The sequence below is a fragment of the Hyunsoonleella sp. J2K-J805 genome, from assembly GCF_057167125.1.
The window spans coordinates 1761340-1778047 of the sequence record NZ_CM169901.1; the positions used below are offsets into that span (position 1 = coordinate 1761340).

Below are 16708 nucleotides of genomic sequence, written 5' to 3' on the forward strand. Positions count from 1 at the left end.
TTTTTTATTGAAAATAATTTTAAAACAACTTTCACACTTATAGATTTAAGGTTTAGTATTTTTACACGTCTATTAGAAAAAGAAAAACAATGAGAAACCTATTCACCATTTTAGCCTTAGCGCTATTATTTAGTTGTCAAAACTCGGCACAAAACAACGAAAAACAACAGAAAGTAATCAACGCCACACCAGTTGAAGTACCATTAAAAAACGGAAAAGCAAAGGCCTATTTTGCAAGCGGTTGTTTTTGGTGCGTAGAAGCGGTTTATGAAAGCATAAAAGGTGTAGACGAAGTGATTAATGGCTATGCTGGAGGCCATACCAAAAACCCAACCTACGAGGCCAGCAATACAGGACGAACAGGACATGCCGAGGCTGTTGAAGTTATTTATGACGCAAAAGTGGTAAGTTTTTCTACTTTAGTTGACGCCTATTTTGCATCACAAAATCCAACACAGGTAAATGGACAAGGTCCAGATAAAGGCTCGCAATACCGATCCATTATTTTTTATCAAAATAACGAGCAAAAGAACATCATTTTAGAGAAAAAAGACGCTTTAGCAAAACAACTAGATGCTAAAATTGCAGCAGAGGTATACCCTTTTCAAAAATTTTGGGTCGCTGAGGATTACCATCAAAACTATGAGAGACTTCACCCTAATAATGGCTATATCCGCAATGTGTCTATCCCAAGATTAAAGCGTTTTCAAGCTAAGTTTCCAAAGGAATTGTTGAAGGAGAGTCATTAATTTAGTACAGTCCTTCTTTTTTGGGAAACTACTTAACCTATATTTTTACAGCCTTCAAACAAAAAACCAAAGGATATAACCTATCCTTAGTCACAAACATTCCAGAATCTTGCTTTTCTAAATTTGGCAATACATCATAAGGGCTTTCATCGTATTCTTTTAAATATTCAATATGCAATCCTGCTTCGGTTAAAGCCGTAACTACTTCACCTAAACCATGATTCCAAGCGTATTCTTTACTTATCATTTTGGAGTTTTCATTGGCATAAGTACCTTCGTATTCTTCATAAATCACTTCGTCTTGCATATAGCCATATTTCATAACAGGTTTGCCTTCTAAATAATCAAACATCCAAACAATCGGGTGAAATTCTGCCATAAAAAATGTACCACCTTGCTTCAAGCGTTCAGCTATCATTTTGCCCCATGGTTTTAAATCGGGCAACCAACCAATTACGCCATAACTTGTAAATACAATATCAAAGGTATCCTTAATATAGTCCGAAGTATCTAAAACATTACAGCACACAAATTCGGCATCTAAATTTAATTCCGCATTTAATTGTTTCGCTAGCTTTATACCTTCATCACTCAAATCTACACCGGTACATTTAGCTCCTAGCCTGCTCCAACTCAAAGTATCCTGACCAAAATGACACTGTAAATGCAACAATGATTTCCCTGAAACATCTCCGAGAGCCTCCAATTCATAGGGCATTAAGGACGATTTTCCATTTTTAAATGCTTCAATGTCATACATCTCACTTTTGGCATGAACTTTGACCTTAGTATTCCAAGTTGCTTTGTTGGTTTCAAAAAAAGAATGGTTTGATTTCATTTCTGTAAGTTTAACATCTAAATGGCGACCAATATCGTAAATAAAGTATAACGTTTTTTCCGCATACGCGTCTATATATATCCAAAGCGCCTCAATTATACATTGAAGCGCTTTATCTTTTATATAGTTTCTTAAACTATCCTTTAAATCCAGTTTTTACGTGAGCTCCATCACAATATGGTTTGTTATCTGATTTTCCACATCTACAAAATGCTGTGGTTTTGTTTTTCACTTCTTCGTTTCCATCCTTATCTAAGATGTTCAACGTGCCATACACTAATAATGGGCCGTTTTCCAAAACCTCAACTTTTACTTCCATCGTTTCGGTAGTTTCATCTCCTTCATCATTCATATAATAACGCAACGCACCTGATGGACATTGCTTTACTTGGTTTATTATGGTTTCGGTTTCGGCTTCATCCATTTTTATCCAAGGTCTTAATCTCGGTCTGAAAACTCTTGGTAAACCCTTAGCGCAAATCGCAGAATGAATACATTTATTAGCTTCCCAAACTACTGTAGTTTCGCCATTTGTATATTCCTTTATTTTCCCCATAACTTTAAGTTTTTACTAAAGATACAAAAAAATCAATGTATGATAAACCTATAGTTTTAGGCTTCCTTCCTAAGTTAATATTGTTTATTTTTGTTAGAACTCGAAAATCAAAATACATTGTCCAATTACAGACTAGGTCTTGAATATGCTTTAGAACAAGATCAAAATGATGCGTTAAAATCGTACCGAAATCAATTTCATATTCCAAAAGACAACCTTCGAAATGATTTGGTTTATATGACAGGAAATTCTCTTGGTTTGCAACCAAAACAAACTAAAGCTTATGTAAATCAAGAACTTGAAGATTGGGCAAATTTAGGAGTTGAAGGACACTTTGAGGCTAAAAACCCTTGGTTAGGGTATCATGAGTTTTTAACCGAAACTATGGCAGATGTTGTTGGCGCTAAACCTATTGAAGTGGTGGTAATGAACACCCTTACCGCTAATCTTCATTTTATGATGGCTTCGTTTTACCAACCCACTTCAAACCGTTATAAAATAGTGATTGAAAGTGATGCATTTCCTTCAGATAAATATGCCGTAGAATCGCAATTAAGACACCATGGTTTTGATGATAAAGAAGGCCTCATATTATGGAAACCGAGAAAAAACGAGGAATTACTCAATTATGAGGATTTAGAAAGTATTTTAGAAGAGCAAGGTGAAGCAATTGCATTACTATTAATTGGTGGCGTGAATTATTATACTGGTCAGTTTTTTGATTTAAAACGCATCACTGAATTAGGGCATAAATATGGCTGTATAGTTGGTTTTGATTGTGCACATGGCGCTGGCAACGTATTGTTGAATTTACACGATTCTGGAGCAGATTTTGCAGCATGGTGCACTTACAAATATCTAAATTCTGGCCCAGGAAGTTTAGCAGGTTGTTTTGTACATGAAAGGCACGCTTATAGAAAGGATTTAAACCGATTCGCAGGCTGGTGGAGCCACAACAAACAAACACGTTTTAAGATGCGTGACGACTTTGACCAGCTACCCGGAGCAGAAGGTTGGCAACTGAGCAATCCACCAATTTTATCGATGGCAGCCATAAGATCATCCCTTGATGTATTTGCAGAAGTTGGTATGGATAAATTAGTTGAAAAATCTAGAAAACTGACAGGTTATTTTGAGTTTCTGTTGAAAGATTTGGGTGAAGATGTCATAAGGATCATAACTCCGAGTAATCCTGAAGAACGTGGATGTCAATTGTCAATTCAAGTAAAACATGCCGATAAATCTCTACATGACAAGTTAACCGCATATGGAGTTATTAGCGATTGGCGTGAGCCAGATGTGATTCGTTGTGCACCTGTGCCTTTGTATAATTCGTTTGAGGATGTGTATCGATTGGTTGAAAAATTGAAAAAGATTTTGAATTAAAACACTTATGTCTCCTCGAGCGCAGTCGAGAGGTTTTAAAGGTCTCGACGGCGCTCGACCATATAAAATATATGAAAAAACAACAAAACATATTAATTATAGGTGCAGGCCTTTGTGGTTCACTTCTCGCCCTCAGGCTAGGGCAAAGGGGTTATAATGTTTCGGTATACGAAAAACGTCCTGATTTAAGAAAAGTCGATATCAGTGCTGGTCGTTCCATTAATCTAGCGTTTTCAGATCGCGGCAATAAGGGCATGAAATTAGTAGGGCTTGAGGAAAAGGTAAAACAACTTTGTATCCCCATGCATGGGCGAATGATTCATGATGACCACGGGAATACATTTCAATCCAATTACAGTGGTAGAGATCATGAATATATCAACTCTATTTCCCGTGGCGGTTTAAACGCATTACTTTTAGATGAAGCCGAGAAACACAAAAACGTCAGCATTTATTTCAATAAAAAATGTAAATCTGTCAATTTTGAAAAAACTACTGCACTTTTTAAAGATTATAATAGTAAAGAAGAATTTATTGAAGATGCAGATATCATTATAGCTACAGATGGCGCAGGTTCTGTGATGCGAAAAAACTATTATTTGGGCAAAAAGTTCTTGTTCAGTTTTTCGCAAGAATATTTAACGCACGGGTATAAGGAATTAACCATTCTTCCTAAGGCCAATGGCGATTACAAAATCCATAAAAATGCATTGCATATATGGCCCCGAGGCAATTTTATGCTAATTGCTCTACCAAATTTAGATGGAAGCTTTACGGTAACACTTTTTTTAAGTTATGATGAAGGCCAACACAATTTCAATAATTTAACTAGCGAGGATAGGGTACTTAGGTTTTTCCAAAAAGAATTTCCTGATGCTTTGGCTGTAATGCCAAATTTATTGGACGATTTCTTTACAAATCCTACTGCTCCTTTAGGCACTATAAAATGTTCGCCTTGGCACTATAAAGGCAATACGCTTTTAATGGGAGATGCAGCTCATGCTATAGTTCCGTTTTATGGACAAGGGATGAATGCCTCTTTTGAAGACGTCGTAGAATTTGATAAGATTTTAGATAAACACAAAGGCAACTGGAAAACTGTTTTCTCTGAATATGAAAAAACTAGGAAAAAGGACACCGATGCCATTGCTGATTTAGCCATTGATAATTTTCATGAAATGAAAGACCATGTGGCAAATCCTATTTTTCAAGAGAAACGAAAAATAGAAATGGCTCTGGAACAGGAATTTCCAAATGAGTACTCGTCAAAATATAGTTTAGTTACCTTTAATGAACATATTGGTTACCGTGAAGCAATGTTAAAGGGGCGTGCACAGGACAAAGCTATTTTAAACATGCTGGCTGGAGGTGTTATTTCACCCAATGATGATATGAACATCATTTTGGAAAAAGTAAAAACAGAAACCGAAGCCATTCTTGAAGATGATAGAATCGCTGGACTAAAATAAAGCCTACGAAACCCTTCCAAAGGAAGAAAACTTAAAAGGCTGAAAAAAACAACTAAATTCTTACTTCACCCGAGTAAGACTCCTTAGAAAGGAGATTAATTGGGGCTTTTATTATGGACACAGTAACACCAAGAGGCGCTTATCCACATGTAAAACGTGTAGGCGATTTTATTTTTGTTTCAGGCACAAGTTCTAGGCGACCAGGCAACGCTATTGCCGGGGTTGACATTATTGACGACATGGGAACTAAAAAACTAAATGCGTACACTCAAACCCAAGAAGTCTTAAAAAACATAGACAAGAATTTATCTCAAGTTGGTGCCTCTTTAAAAGATATCGTTGATGTCACTTCGTTTTTAGTAAACATGAATGACTTTGCAGATTATAACAAGGCATATGCAGAATTTTTTGATGTCGCCACTGGCCCTACGCGAACAACAGTCGCAGTGCATCAGTTGCCTCATCCAGATTTGGTTGTGGAGATTAAGGTTGTGGCTTATAAAAAGTTATAAAGTGCAAATCCAAAACTACATCAACGGCAAATTTATTAATCCATTATCAAACAATTGGATAGATAATTATTGCCCTGCTACTGGTGAAATTTATGGACAAGTACCTAATTCATCAAAAGTTGATATCGAAAAGGCATATGAAAGCGCTAATTCTGCCTTTAACCATTGGTCTCAAACTACTTTAGAAGAAAGAAGCCAAATCTTTATCAAAATTTCAGAGTTACTAAAAGCTAACCTAGAACGTTTTGCTGAAGCCGAGAGTAAAGACAATGGGAAACCTACCAATTTAGCAAGAGCTATTGATATCCCTAGAGCAGCAAGCAACTTTCGTTTCTTCGGTAATGCCATTACACAATTTACAAGCGAAAGTCATGAAAGTGTTGGGCAGAATGCTATAAATTATACCTTGCGACAACCTATTGGTGTTGTTGGTTGTATTTCTCCATGGAACCTTCCACTTTATTTATTCACATGGAAAATTGCACCTGCAATAGCAGCAGGAAATTGCGTTGTAGCTAAACCCAGTGAAGTTACACCTATGACAGCCTATCTTTTAAGTGAAATACTAAATGAGGCTGGCCTCCCAAAAGGGGTTTTGAATATTGTTCATGGTTTGGGTAACACCACAGGACAAGCCATTGTAGAGCACCCAGGCATTAAAGCCATTTCATTTACTGGTGGAACCCAAACTGGAGCGCATATAGCTAAAATAGCTGCGCCAATGTTCAAGAAACTATCACTAGAATTAGGTGGTAAAAATCCAAATATGATTTTTGCAGATTGCGATTATGAGGATATGTTGGAGACCACAGTACGCTCGTCGTTTTCTAATCAAGGTCAAATTTGTTTGTGTGGAAGTCGCATTTTTGTTGAAAGCTCGATATTTAATCGCTTTAAAAATGATTTTGTTGAAAAGGTAAAGCAACTAAACGTTGGACATCCATCAGAAATTCACACTGATATTGGAGCTTTAGTTTCAAAACCACACTTAGAAAAAGTTTTGAAACACATTGATATTGCAAAAAGTGAAGGCGGAAGAATATTGTATGGAGGTAACAAAGTTATTGTTGAAGGTTATGAAAACGGCTATTATTTAGAACCAACAGTTATTGAAGTTTCAAATAACGATTGTCGCATAAACCAAGAAGAAGTATTTGGGCCAGTGGTTACCATTATGCCATTTAAAACCGAAAAAGAAGTTCTAGAAATGGCCAATAGTGTAAAATATGGACTATCTTCAACACTATGGACAAACAACCTAAAACGCACTATGCGAATGAGCAACCAATTGCAGACAGGTATCATTTGGGTAAATACTTGGATGCTGCGCGATTTAAGAACACCGTTTGGTGGCATGAAGGCTTCGGGTGTTGGACGTGAAGGTGGCTTTGAAGCACTTCGATTTTTTACTGAACCAAAAAATGTTTGTATAAAATATTAATCAATGAATCTTAACTTAAACAATAAAAACGCTTTAGTCTGCGGAAGCACACAAGGCATAGGAAAAGCTGCGGCCATTGCGCTTGCTGAAGAAGGTGTTAACGTAACACTTGTTGCCAGAAATAGAGAAAAGCTAAAAGAAGTCTTAGAAGCACTGCCTAAGCATAGAAACCATAGTTATATTGTTGCCGATTTCTTAAACCCAAGAGATCTACAAGAACAGGTAATTAAATTTATAGAAAGAGAACACGGGTTTCATATTTTGGTGAATAATACGGGTGGGCCAGCAAGCGGTGAAATTGTAAATGCTAGTTTAGAAGCTTTTGAAAACGCATTTACAATGCACGTAAAATGCAATCATCTATTGGCGCAAGCCACGATTCCATTTATGAAAAAAGAAGGTTTTGGAAGAATTATAAATGTAATTTCAACTTCGGTAAAAGAGCCTATTCCAAGACTTGGAGTAAGCAATACCATAAGAGGTGCGGTTGGCAATTGGAGTAAAACACTATCTATTGAAGTTGCTGAATTTGGTATAACGGTGAACAATGTGCTTCCTGGGTTTACTGATACCGAGCGCTTAACCGAAATTATTAAAATAAAAGCGAAGTTAGAGAACACCTCTATCGAGGAAATGACCGAAATTATGAAAAATTATACACCGGCGAAACGTTTTGCCCAACCCGAGGAAACCGCTAACGCGATCACCTTTTTAGCAAGTGAAGCCGCTGGGTATATCAATGGTATAAATGTTCCTGTGGATGGTGGAAGAACCAAATCTTTGTAAAAAGCCCTCCCCAACCCTCCTAAAGAGAGGGAGAAATTACAGAAGATATATTATCTTTATATCAATATTTAATTTAACAAAACTCAAATACCCGATTTGAGTTTCTCCCCACTTGGGGAGATTAAGAGGGGCTTTATATGAGCAATTTAACATCTCCTATAAATTTTAAAGCTTGGATTGAAGAAAATAGGCATTTGCTAAAACCACCCGTGGGTAATAAAGTAGTATGGAAAGATGGTGATTTTATAGTGATGGTTGTTGGTGGGCCCAATAGCAGGAAGGATTACCATTACAATGAGACTCCCGAGTTTTTCTATCAGGTTGAAGGCGATATTGTTCTAAAAATTATTGATAAAGGCACACCAAAAGATGTGCATATTAAGGAAGGTGATATTTATTTATTGCCTCCAAAAGTGCCGCATTCCCCACAACGAGGGGCGAATACTGTTGGGTTGGTAATTGAATATAAGCGCCCAAAGGGCACCAAGGATGCACTACTTTGGTTTTGCGAGAACTGTGTTACCAAGCTCTATGAAGAGGATTTTTCTTTGGATAATATAGAAACCGATATGCCTAAAATTTTTGATAAGTATTATGGCGATATGGACAAACGCAGTTGCCCAAATTGTGGCGAAGTGATGCAGCCTCCCAAAAAAGTTAAGATTGAGTAATTACCCAATGATTGTTCGAATACGAGCAAATATGACGAAGCCATCTATTAAATAAAAAAACTGCCATGGCTTACGCCTTGTAATAATGTAAAATGGAAAAACGCAAACTTAGAATTAACGGTCATTCTCACCTGCTTCCCTATCCAGAGGAGATACCTGAATTCATGCGTGAAAAGGGAATTTTTTGGGTAGATAAGGACAGAAAGTTTATGTTGCAAAAAGGGTGGAAACGCCCAGTGACGGATTCTAGTTTTTTCTTGAATGAAAAGTTAGAGTGGATGGAGCGCAACAAATTAGACCACGCTGTGGTACTTAATTTATCCCAACTTTACGGTAATGGTTTACGTGTTGAAGAAATGAAAAAAGCCTTACGCTTTCAAAATGATTTTAATGCCAGAATACAACATGAACATCCCGATAAATTCACATGTGGTTTTGTGGTACACCCTGGTTTTATTAGAAGCGCTGGATGGGAAATAGAACGATGTGTAGAGACTTTAGGCATGCGCTTATTGTGTTTGCCCACACATTATATGGATACCATCGGTACCTGGCGATGTATCTTTGACGAGGAAAATGAGCCTTTGTTTGAACTTGCTGATAAATATAATCTTGCCGTTGAAATTCATCCTTACGATGGTGAAAAGTTTATCAACCTTGAAAATACCGCATGGCGATTTCACCTCATTTGGATGCTTGCACAATGTGCAGATGCCTATCACTTTTTAACCTTAAATGGGTATCAGGAAAAGTTTCCAAATATGAGGACTTGTTTTGCTCATGGCGGACAGCTGGCACAAATTAATCTAGGGAGACGAATTCAAGGGTTTGATGGCAGACCAGATTTATTTGAAGGCAAACACCACCCAAGAAAAGCTGTTGGTCATAAAAATATTTTCTTTGATACTTTGGTTCATGATACTGGTGGGCTGGATTTATTGATACGAAATCATGGTGCGAAGCAGGTATTAATGGGGCTGGATGACCCCTATCCTCTAGGAGAAATGGAAAGTGAACCGCAATCTTCCTATCCTGGAAAGCTCCTAGACTTGGCTATTGAACGAAATATTATCAATGAAGAAGAATATGATGCCATTTGGGAAGATAATGTATTGCAGTGGTTATTCGGGGACGATGAAACTTCTAAAATGAATTTGGTAAATAAAATATTGTCTTAATGCATTTTATACCAGAAGAATTAGACGATTACGTTGTTGCACATTCTGAAGATGAACCAGAATTGCTACAGCAGTTAAATAGAGAAACCAATCAAAAAATTTTGCAACCTAGAATGCTTAGTGGGCATTACCAAGGCAGGGTTTTAAGCATGATTTCTAAGTTGGTAAATCCTAAACATATTCTGGAAATCGGTACTTATACGGGTTATTCAGCGATATGTTTAGCGGAAGGTATGCAGCGCAATGGACAACTTCATACTATAGACATTAATGAAGAATTGCACGACTTCCAACGAAAATATTTTGATAAATCGGGATATGGTGAACACATTATACAACATGTAGGTAATGCTTTGGATATTATTCCAACACTCGATAAAATTTTCGATTTAGTTTTTATTGATGCAGATAAAGAAAACTATGCAAATTATTTTGAAGCTGTGATTGACAAAATGAATTCAGGCGGTATTATTTTATCAGATAATGTGCTTTGGAGCGGTAAAGTTTTGGAAACTAAATTTAAGAAAGAAGATACATCCACGCCTGCACTTATAACATACAACAAACTACTAAAAGAAGACAAGCGAGTGGAAACAGTTGTTTTGCCTATTAGAGATGGATTGACGATAAGTAGAAAACTTTAAGAGAGGAAAACTACCTGAGCAAAAATTATAATAAGCATTGATTTTAAAATGAGCCTTAGCAGGAAGGTGCGTTAAGGATTGTAGCGGCATCCTTTTTTGAGGCACGAGAAAAAGATACAGCGGAAAGCCTGACCCTTTAGGGTAACGCCCTAATAAAAACTACTTAAATAATACTGAGTGTGAGTTAATAACTAAAATTTACGCTTAACAGATCCTGTAAAATCCTCCAAATCGTCTTTTACCTTATCGATTTCCTCTTTTACATCTTTTGTTATACTTGTGTCTACACCGTGATTTTCAGCGGTTTTAGTGATTTCATGCTTTATATCGTTTGTAGCATCTTTTAGCGTACGCATACCTTTGCCCAAGCCGCGAGCAATTTCAGGTAGTTTATCTGCACCAAAAACCATGATAGCGATAAAAAGAATAAACGCAATCTCGGTACCACTGATGAATAAAAATGTAGTGTGCTGTATCACGGTACAAAAATACATGAAATTTTTCATTTGTAAACTTCAAAAACCAAATGAAAAAAATTAACATGTAAAGATGTGATTGCTTAAATAAAAACTATTTGAAGTTGTTATGAGAACAAAAAAACCGTTGAAAATAGTTCCAACGGTTTAATTTAAATTTATTTTAAAACTGACAACCTATTTTAGGACGACTCAAAGCATGTTACCCTTGTATCTTCTGTTTAAAGTTTTCAAACTCGCCTTTAGTTTCTTTCTTAGGCCATGCATTATTTTCTGTATCAATATCCGCAGTTTCCTTATTTGGGTCTACAGTTATACTAACAATTTCCTTATCGCTTGCTATAGCTTTACTAACTTCATTATCATTAAACCTCCAGATTTGGGCTGGATAGGTTTCTTTTTTCTTGGAACCATCTGCATAAGTATATTCCACGATAATTGGCATTACCAAACCTCCTGGTTTTTCAAAGGTAATGTTGTAAAAATACTTTGGTGATTTGATGTTTTGTCGCTCTTCTTCAGAAAAATTATCCATCATATATTCCTTTACTGTTTTAACTTCAGTAGAGTTTTGGCTTTTCATAGACTCTGTAACATCCTCACTTCCTTCTTCCACCATAAACACTAGTGGTCTTAGTTGCTCTCTCTTAATTCCTCGCTTTTCCATTATATCCCTCATGTAAGCATTAGGTTCTGATGATACATAATATTTTTTTACATCCTTAATTCCAATATCTACCCAATCGGTCGTGTAGAACCATCCTCTCCAAAACCAATCTAAATCGAATGCTGATGCATCTTCCATGGTTCTAAAGAAATCTTCTGGGGTAGGGTGCTTAAACATCCATCTGTTTGCATATTCTTTGAAGGCGTAATCAAATAATTCGCGACCCATAACGGTTTCCCTTAAAATGTTTAAGGCTGTTGCAGGTTTTCCGTACGCATTATTTCCAAATTGATAAGTGTTTAGTCCCTTAGTCATTATTGGTGCAATATAATCTTGATTACCGCTCATATATGGCACTATCATGTGTGCTGGCCCTCTATCGGAAGGAAAATGTTTGTCTGCTTCAGACAATGCGTCAGGATACGCTTCACCAAAATCTTGTTCGGCAACATACTGCATAAACGTGTTTAAACCTTCATCCATCCATGTCCATTGGCGTTCGTCACTATTTACAATCATTGGGAAATAGTTATGCCCTACTTCATGAATAATTACGCCCATCATACCGTACTTTACCCTATCGCTATACGTTCCATCCTCTTTTGGACGTCCGTAGTTCCAACAAATCATAGGATACTCCATCCCTTGGCTCTTTGCATGCACAGAAATAGCTTTATGATATGGATAATCGAATGTCATTCTTGAATAAGATTTTAAAGTACTCGCCACAGCTTTTGTTGACCATTCTTCCCAAAGCGGATTACCTTCTTTTGGGTACATTGAAACAGCCATAACATCCTTACCTCCTATTTTTACTGCCATCATGTCCAAAAGAAACTTTCTAGAGGTAGCAAATCCAAAATCACGAACGTTTTCTGCCTTAAGTTTCCATGTTTTTGTTTTATTAGAAAATCCTTTTTCGGCAGCTTCTGCTTCCTCTTGTGTTACGATAATAACAGGTTCGTTATAGGATTTTTTCGCTTTTTCGTAACGCTGTAACATAGTCTTGGTGTATACTTCCTTTCGATTTGTTAAAACCCCTGTTCCATCTAAAATGTGATCTGCGGGTACCGTAATATTTACTTCATAATCTCCAAAAGCTAGTGCAAATTCATCGCGTCCCCAAAATTGCGAGTTTTGCCATCCTTCAACATCGCTATACACTGCCATTCTTGGGAAAAACTGAGCTATCACATAGGCTCTGTTACCATCCTTTGGGAAAAATTCGTATCCAGAACGACCATCATGCTTTACGTGATCATTTATATTGTACCACCACTTCACTGAAAAGGAGAACTTGTCACCTGTTGTCATAGGTTTAGGCAACTCTATACGCATCATGGTACGGTTAATCATGTAAGGTAATTTAGCACCTTTAGCATCTGTAACGGCTTCAATATTAAAACCACCGTCAAAACGTTCTTTGAGATACTTGTTTGTAAACTGGCTTGGGTACATTACCGGACTTACCTCACTTCCTTCTATTAAGGGACTTTTAGAATCCTTGGCTCTTTTATTTTGATCTAATTGCACCCACAAATATTTTAGAACGTCAGGTGAATTATTGGTATAAGTAATGGTTTCAAAACCTGATAGTTTCGCATTTTTATCATCTAACACAATATCCATCTTATAGTCGGCCTGCTGCTGATAGTAGGCGTGACCTGGAGCTCCAGAGGCCGCCCTGTAAGCATTTGGCGTGGAAAACTCATCGTAAAGTTGCTTGAACTTATTATTATTTGTATGGCCTTTTTTAGGAGCAGAATCCTCTTGATCCTGTGCATAAATACCTGAAGAAATGAAAACAACAGATAGAAAATAGTACAATAAATGTTTCATTATAAATCTTATAATTTTTTTAAAAAACTGTTAAATATGCTAACAAATCTTTAATTTTTGCCACATAACGCGACCAAAAATAAGACTTTAAACAGGGTTTAAACTTTAATTTAATTAAAATTTAACATTGCCTTAGCATTTTGTTTGGTGAGTAAAAAGCTTTTTTTCTGGTCATTAATATCAAGCTTTATTATATTTTGTTGTTCAGTAAATAAATCGAATAAGATCTGGTTTAAAACCTCAATGGTTTCTATTTTGGGTATGTCCTTAATCTCCAAATAGCATTTTACAATGCCCATTTCTATTTCTTTTCCTATATAAACTGCAGGTTTATATTGGCTATCAATAGTTATCCGGAGTTTTTCTGAAAGATATTTTTCAACATAAATATCTACCATTTCGGAACTTTCGTTATCAAAGGTAAAATCTTCATCGTAACGTTCTTTTAGTACATTTTCAAAATCGTCAATAAACACCCTTGTAATAATTTGTACCGATTTTTTGTCCTTAACATATTCAATTTGTGTATTACTCACATAATATTTGTGGGCGGAAACAAATGCACTTAACGTTACAAACAACAGTACAATTCCTAAAACTTTATAGTTCTTCATGGTAGCTAAAATAATTATTCTCTCTTTCTCAAAAAACGTTCCAAATTACTTATTCTCTCTCATTTTAGTTGGCTTTATACTCTTTTAGTTTTTTACTTAAAAATTCAAACACTACTAAATCTGAGGTACCTGAACACTTTTCCTCAAAATTCTCATCCATTTCGCAAAAATAGAAAAAGTCCATTCTAAATTCTTCATCTAAAGGATGCATGCTAAATAAACTTTCTGAAAAACGTTGGCGGATTTTGGAAATTAATGCTTCGCTTTTTTCATGGGCAACCCGCTCCTTGAGCATTTTTGTTCTGCCCGTAATGGCGTTTATAATTGGTAAAATTGACATTGAGCCACCAGCGCCATACGTTCCACCATTAACAGATGGACTTAAATTTGAAGCCTCCTCAAGTCTTCGCTCACTCTGTGTTGCTATCTTCCCCGTATAACCTGGTATACCCAAATCGTAAAAATTAACAGGCGCTTTTTCTTCAATGCTACCTATATCAGAACTTAGGTCGCCCGTTAGCACTTTGCCTACAGTTACTTGATTTAAGGTATTTACTTGCTCTTCTAAAATAACTGTTACGGCTTTTGATGTAAATATTTCTTTTGAAATTACAACATCTTTAATTTTGTGCTGTATTGAAGAGAAACTTATGGTGTCGTACAACTTCGCTAGAATTTTAAAATTCCCCCATTTATCGGTAATGGTGAATTTTTGTGCAGTTTTGTTGATGACATGAATATTTTCCACATCACCCTTACTTTCGACCTTACCAATAATTTCAACCGATTGCGCTAATGCAAATTGAAACGAACATAATAGAAAAAAACACAGTAATGTTTTCAATAAGTACTAATTTAGTACCATAAATAACGTTATTAAGGTCTTAATCAAACTTTAAAATGCTGGTAAAGTTTTGTTAAATAAAACGTTTACTCTTTTTTCTTTTTAAGAAATTCAGTGCTTTTATCATTCAAAAGCTGTAAAAATTCTAATTCCCTACCATAATTTAATAGTGTAAAATCGAAATCGTCTCGTTCTACATAGGCAATAAAATCCTCAACACGATGTTCGGGGATACTAAAATTATCCACTAAAAATTCTGAAGCGAAGTAATACTTAATAGCGCTTGTAGGGACTTCAGGTATATCTGAAGTTTTTTTGCGTTTGGCTTCAGACCTGAAGATGGGCAGTAAAAGTTGGTCCACTATATTAACGACATTTAAGCCATTATATAACCTGTTTCGCTGAATATCATCCCCTACATTTTTTACTTCAGTTTTATAATCGGTTTCAAAACTATATTCACTACTATGTTTTACGCCGAAATAAAGCGCATCCAACTTTGGATTAAAAGTTTTAGAACCGTCAATATCCGCAATCAAATCTCCTGTCAATCCCTTAGACTTTACTATAATTTCATCGAGCTTATTAACCTCTTCAATTAAAAATATCTTCATGCTTTTCGACTCGAGGATATCTGCATTCACTCTAAAATTTAAATTTTGAAATTGCAGTGCGCTAACTTCTATTACGTCATTTTCTGCAACCGCAATAGTAAACGCTCCCTTATCATCAGTAACAGTTCCTTTATTTGAGGAAGAATTAAAAATGGTAATTCCAGAGACATCGTTATGCTCTACAACAATCTTACCCTTTACATCGATTCTTTTAATGTTTTGAGCATTGATGCTACAGGCAACAAAAATTAGTAATAAGCATATAATCTTTTTCATTAGGTATGGTCTTTTACAAAAATCATTACTTTTTTCAAACAAGCAATTCTTTCATTTTCTTAAAAATACGACTTAAAACTGAATTTAATAAGACATTAGGATTCAATTATCATTAAAAAATGTTTAGCTTTATCATAAAACATTTTTATGATGCGGCAACTTATCATCGCAAGCACCTCCACCGTTCATGGAAGCGGATATTTGGACTATATTTTAGATCAACTCTCCAGTCTTTTTAAAAATGCAAAAACAATTCTTTTTGTACCATACGCAAGACCAAGTGGTATTTCTCATGATGACTATACCGAAATTGCCCATAATGCCTTTTCTCAAATAGGTAAAACCGCAGTAGGTTTGCACACCTTTGAAAACCCAATAAGTGCTATTGAAAATGCAGAGGGCATATTTACAGGAGGAGGAAATACATTTGTTTTGGTAAATCAACTGTATAAAAACGAGGTGATAGCGCCGCTTAAAACAGCTTTAAATAATGGAACACCATATTTAGGCACCAGTGCTGGCAGCAATATTTGCGGACTAACCATAAAAACCACTAACGACATGCCCATTGTTTACCCGCCAAGTTTTAATGCTCTGGGTGTGGTACCTTTTAATATAAATCCACATTATTTAGATCCTGATAAAAACAGTAAGCACATGGGAGAAACCCGCGAAACGCGGATAAAAGAATTCCACCATTACAATACCCAACCTGTAATCGGGCTTCGTGAAGGAAGCTGGCTCAGTGTACAAAACAACAACATCACATTACAAGGAGCACTTACCGCAAGAATTTTTGAGCATAATAAACCACCTTACGAAGTCAATCCTGGCATAAACCTCAACCATTTAAATTAAAATAATAATTTGGGCGTCTGCCTGCAGGCATGTGCCACTTCCCGATAGTTATCACGGTCGGAGATTTCAAACATGGAGTCTTTATTGAGCGCAATCGAAGCATTCAATCCCTCACGAGCTCGTATCTAAAACCAAGGCTATCCAAATACAACATCATTTTTGCTAAAGGCTATGCATAAAAAAAGCCTCGTTTTACAACGAAGCTTCTAGAGCGGGAGACCAGGTTCGAACTGGCGACATTCAGCTTGGAAGGCTGACGCTCTACCAACTGAGCTACTCCCGCATTAGCG

The 16708-nt window shown here is 36.2% G+C and carries 17 protein-coding genes and 1 tRNA gene; 10 read left to right on the top strand and 8 right to left on the bottom strand.

Annotated features, from left to right (window positions below):
* Window positions 1-89: 89 nt before the first annotated feature.
* Complete coding sequence (gene msrA / locus AC1B0Z_RS07755) at window positions 90-749, top strand: peptide-methionine (S)-S-oxide reductase MsrA (RefSeq protein ID WP_483795048.1); 660 nt, start codon at window positions 90-92, stop codon at window positions 747-749.
* Window positions 750-786: 37 nt separating this feature from the next.
* Here the strand turns inward: msrA and AC1B0Z_RS07760 are convergent, their stop codons facing one another.
* Together AC1B0Z_RS07760 and AC1B0Z_RS07765 are read right to left on the bottom strand one after the other, a co-directional pair.
* Window positions 787-1587: a class I SAM-dependent methyltransferase gene (locus AC1B0Z_RS07760; RefSeq protein WP_483795049.1), complete on the bottom strand. Its 801-nt coding sequence runs from the start codon at window positions 1585-1587 to the stop codon at window positions 787-789.
* 136 nt (window positions 1588-1723) lie between these two features.
* Entirely contained in the window at window positions 1724-2143 is a 420-nt protein-coding gene (locus AC1B0Z_RS07765; RefSeq protein ID WP_483795050.1) for a (4Fe-4S)-binding protein, read from the bottom strand.
* 117 nt (window positions 2144-2260) lie between these two features.
* On the opposite strand from AC1B0Z_RS07765, the gene kynU reads away from it, so the two are divergent.
* The 8 genes from kynU to AC1B0Z_RS07805 all read left to right on the top strand — a co-directional run bounded on the left by kynU (window position 2261) and on the right by AC1B0Z_RS07805 (window position 10230).
* Complete coding sequence (gene kynU / locus AC1B0Z_RS07770) at window positions 2261-3529, top strand: kynureninase (protein WP_483795274.1); 1269 nt, start codon at window positions 2261-2263, stop codon at window positions 3527-3529.
* A 71-nt stretch (window positions 3530-3600) separates the two neighbouring features.
* Window positions 3601-4998 (top strand): FAD-dependent oxidoreductase, encoded by a 1398-nt coding sequence (locus AC1B0Z_RS07775; protein WP_483795052.1) that lies wholly within the window; start codon window positions 3601-3603, stop codon window positions 4996-4998.
* Window positions 4999-5111: 113 nt separating this feature from the next.
* The gene (locus AC1B0Z_RS07780) at window positions 5112-5510 is read left to right on the top strand and encodes a RidA family protein (RefSeq protein ID WP_483795054.1); all 399 of its coding nucleotides are present in this window, start codon (window positions 5112-5114) and stop codon (window positions 5508-5510) included.
* Between the two features lies 1 nt (window position 5511).
* Window positions 5512-6951: an aldehyde dehydrogenase gene (locus AC1B0Z_RS07785; protein ID WP_483795055.1), complete on the top strand. Its 1440-nt coding sequence runs from the start codon at window positions 5512-5514 to the stop codon at window positions 6949-6951.
* 3 nt (window positions 6952-6954) lie between these two features.
* A complete protein-coding gene (locus AC1B0Z_RS07790; protein WP_483795057.1) occupies window positions 6955-7737 on the top strand; it encodes an SDR family oxidoreductase in 783 nt (260 codons plus the stop codon).
* A 137-nt stretch (window positions 7738-7874) separates the two neighbouring features.
* The gene (locus tag AC1B0Z_RS07795) at window positions 7875-8408 is read left to right on the top strand and encodes a 3-hydroxyanthranilate 3,4-dioxygenase (RefSeq protein ID WP_483795058.1); all 534 of its coding nucleotides are present in this window, start codon (window positions 7875-7877) and stop codon (window positions 8406-8408) included.
* Window positions 8409-8500: 92 nt separating this feature from the next.
* On the top strand, window positions 8501-9586 hold the full coding sequence (locus AC1B0Z_RS07800; protein ID WP_483795059.1) for an amidohydrolase family protein: 1086 nt from the start codon (window positions 8501-8503) through the stop codon (window positions 9584-9586).
* The gene (locus tag AC1B0Z_RS07805) at window positions 9586-10230 is read left to right on the top strand and encodes an O-methyltransferase (protein ID WP_483795060.1); all 645 of its coding nucleotides are present in this window, start codon (window positions 9586-9588) and stop codon (window positions 10228-10230) included. Before AC1B0Z_RS07800 ends, AC1B0Z_RS07805 begins: the two co-directional genes overlap by 1 nt.
* Window positions 10231-10421: 191 nt before the next feature.
* Here the strand turns inward: AC1B0Z_RS07805 and AC1B0Z_RS07810 are convergent, their stop codons facing one another.
* The 5 genes from AC1B0Z_RS07810 to AC1B0Z_RS07830 all read right to left on the bottom strand — a co-directional run bounded on the left by AC1B0Z_RS07810 (window position 10422) and on the right by AC1B0Z_RS07830 (window position 15560).
* Window positions 10422-10736, bottom strand: a complete 315-nt coding sequence (locus AC1B0Z_RS07810; protein ID WP_483795061.1) for a Sec-independent protein translocase subunit TatA/TatB — start codon at window positions 10734-10736, stop codon at window positions 10422-10424.
* Between the two features lie 172 nt (window positions 10737-10908).
* Window positions 10909-13212, bottom strand: a complete 2304-nt coding sequence (locus AC1B0Z_RS07815) for a M1 family metallopeptidase (RefSeq protein ID WP_483795063.1) — start codon at window positions 13210-13212, stop codon at window positions 10909-10911.
* Between the two features lie 110 nt (window positions 13213-13322).
* The gene (locus tag AC1B0Z_RS07820) at window positions 13323-13826 is read right to left on the bottom strand and encodes a DUF6702 family protein (RefSeq protein WP_483795064.1); all 504 of its coding nucleotides are present in this window, start codon (window positions 13824-13826) and stop codon (window positions 13323-13325) included.
* A 64-nt stretch (window positions 13827-13890) separates the two neighbouring features.
* Entirely contained in the window at window positions 13891-14670 is a 780-nt protein-coding gene (locus AC1B0Z_RS07825; RefSeq protein WP_483795065.1) for a hypothetical protein, read from the bottom strand.
* A gap of 86 nt (window positions 14671-14756) precedes the next feature.
* Entirely contained in the window at window positions 14757-15560 is an 804-nt protein-coding gene (locus AC1B0Z_RS07830) for a carboxypeptidase-like regulatory domain-containing protein (protein ID WP_483795066.1), read from the bottom strand.
* Between the two features lie 150 nt (window positions 15561-15710).
* Between AC1B0Z_RS07830 and pepE the strand changes: the two genes are divergently transcribed.
* Window positions 15711-16418: a dipeptidase PepE gene (pepE, locus tag AC1B0Z_RS07835; protein WP_483795275.1), complete on the top strand. Its 708-nt coding sequence runs from the start codon at window positions 15711-15713 to the stop codon at window positions 16416-16418.
* A 210-nt stretch (window positions 16419-16628) separates the two neighbouring features.
* Here the strand turns inward: pepE and AC1B0Z_RS07840 are convergent.
* Window positions 16629-16701: transfer RNA gene (locus AC1B0Z_RS07840), tRNA-Gly, on the bottom strand.
* Between the last annotated feature and the right edge of the window lie 7 nt (window positions 16702-16708).

What these genes read in the sequence shown, in the direction of transcription:
- msrA (WP_483795048.1), top strand. Translation starts at nt 90, where the DNA reads ATGAGAAACCTATTCACCATTTTAGCCTTAGCGCTATTATTTAGTTGT.
- AC1B0Z_RS07760 (WP_483795049.1), bottom strand. Translation starts at nt 1,587, where the DNA reads ATGAAATCAAACCATTCTTTTTTTGAAACCAACAAAGCAACTTGGAAT.
- AC1B0Z_RS07765 (WP_483795050.1), bottom strand. Translation starts at nt 2,143, where the DNA reads ATGGGGAAAATAAAGGAATATACAAATGGCGAAACTACAGTAGTTTGG.
- AC1B0Z_RS07775 (WP_483795052.1), top strand. Translation starts at nt 3,601, where the DNA reads ATGAAAAAACAACAAAACATATTAATTATAGGTGCAGGCCTTTGTGGT.
- AC1B0Z_RS07780 (WP_483795054.1), top strand. Translation starts at nt 5,112, where the DNA reads ATGGACACAGTAACACCAAGAGGCGCTTATCCACATGTAAAACGTGTA.
- AC1B0Z_RS07790 (WP_483795057.1), top strand. Translation starts at nt 6,955, where the DNA reads ATGAATCTTAACTTAAACAATAAAAACGCTTTAGTCTGCGGAAGCACA.
- AC1B0Z_RS07795 (WP_483795058.1), top strand. Translation starts at nt 7,875, where the DNA reads ATGAGCAATTTAACATCTCCTATAAATTTTAAAGCTTGGATTGAAGAA.
- AC1B0Z_RS07800 (WP_483795059.1), top strand. Translation starts at nt 8,501, where the DNA reads ATGGAAAAACGCAAACTTAGAATTAACGGTCATTCTCACCTGCTTCCC.
- AC1B0Z_RS07805 (WP_483795060.1), top strand. Translation starts at nt 9,586, where the DNA reads ATGCATTTTATACCAGAAGAATTAGACGATTACGTTGTTGCACATTCT.
- AC1B0Z_RS07810 (WP_483795061.1), bottom strand. Translation starts at nt 10,736, where the DNA reads ATGAAAAATTTCATGTATTTTTGTACCGTGATACAGCACACTACATTT.
- AC1B0Z_RS07815 (WP_483795063.1), bottom strand. Translation starts at nt 13,212, where the DNA reads ATGAAACATTTATTGTACTATTTTCTATCTGTTGTTTTCATTTCTTCA.
- AC1B0Z_RS07820 (WP_483795064.1), bottom strand. Translation starts at nt 13,826, where the DNA reads ATGAAGAACTATAAAGTTTTAGGAATTGTACTGTTGTTTGTAACGTTA.
- AC1B0Z_RS07830 (WP_483795066.1), bottom strand. Translation starts at nt 15,560, where the DNA reads ATGAAAAAGATTATATGCTTATTACTAATTTTTGTTGCCTGTAGCATC.
- pepE (WP_483795275.1), top strand. Translation starts at nt 15,711, where the DNA reads ATGCGGCAACTTATCATCGCAAGCACCTCCACCGTTCATGGAAGCGGA.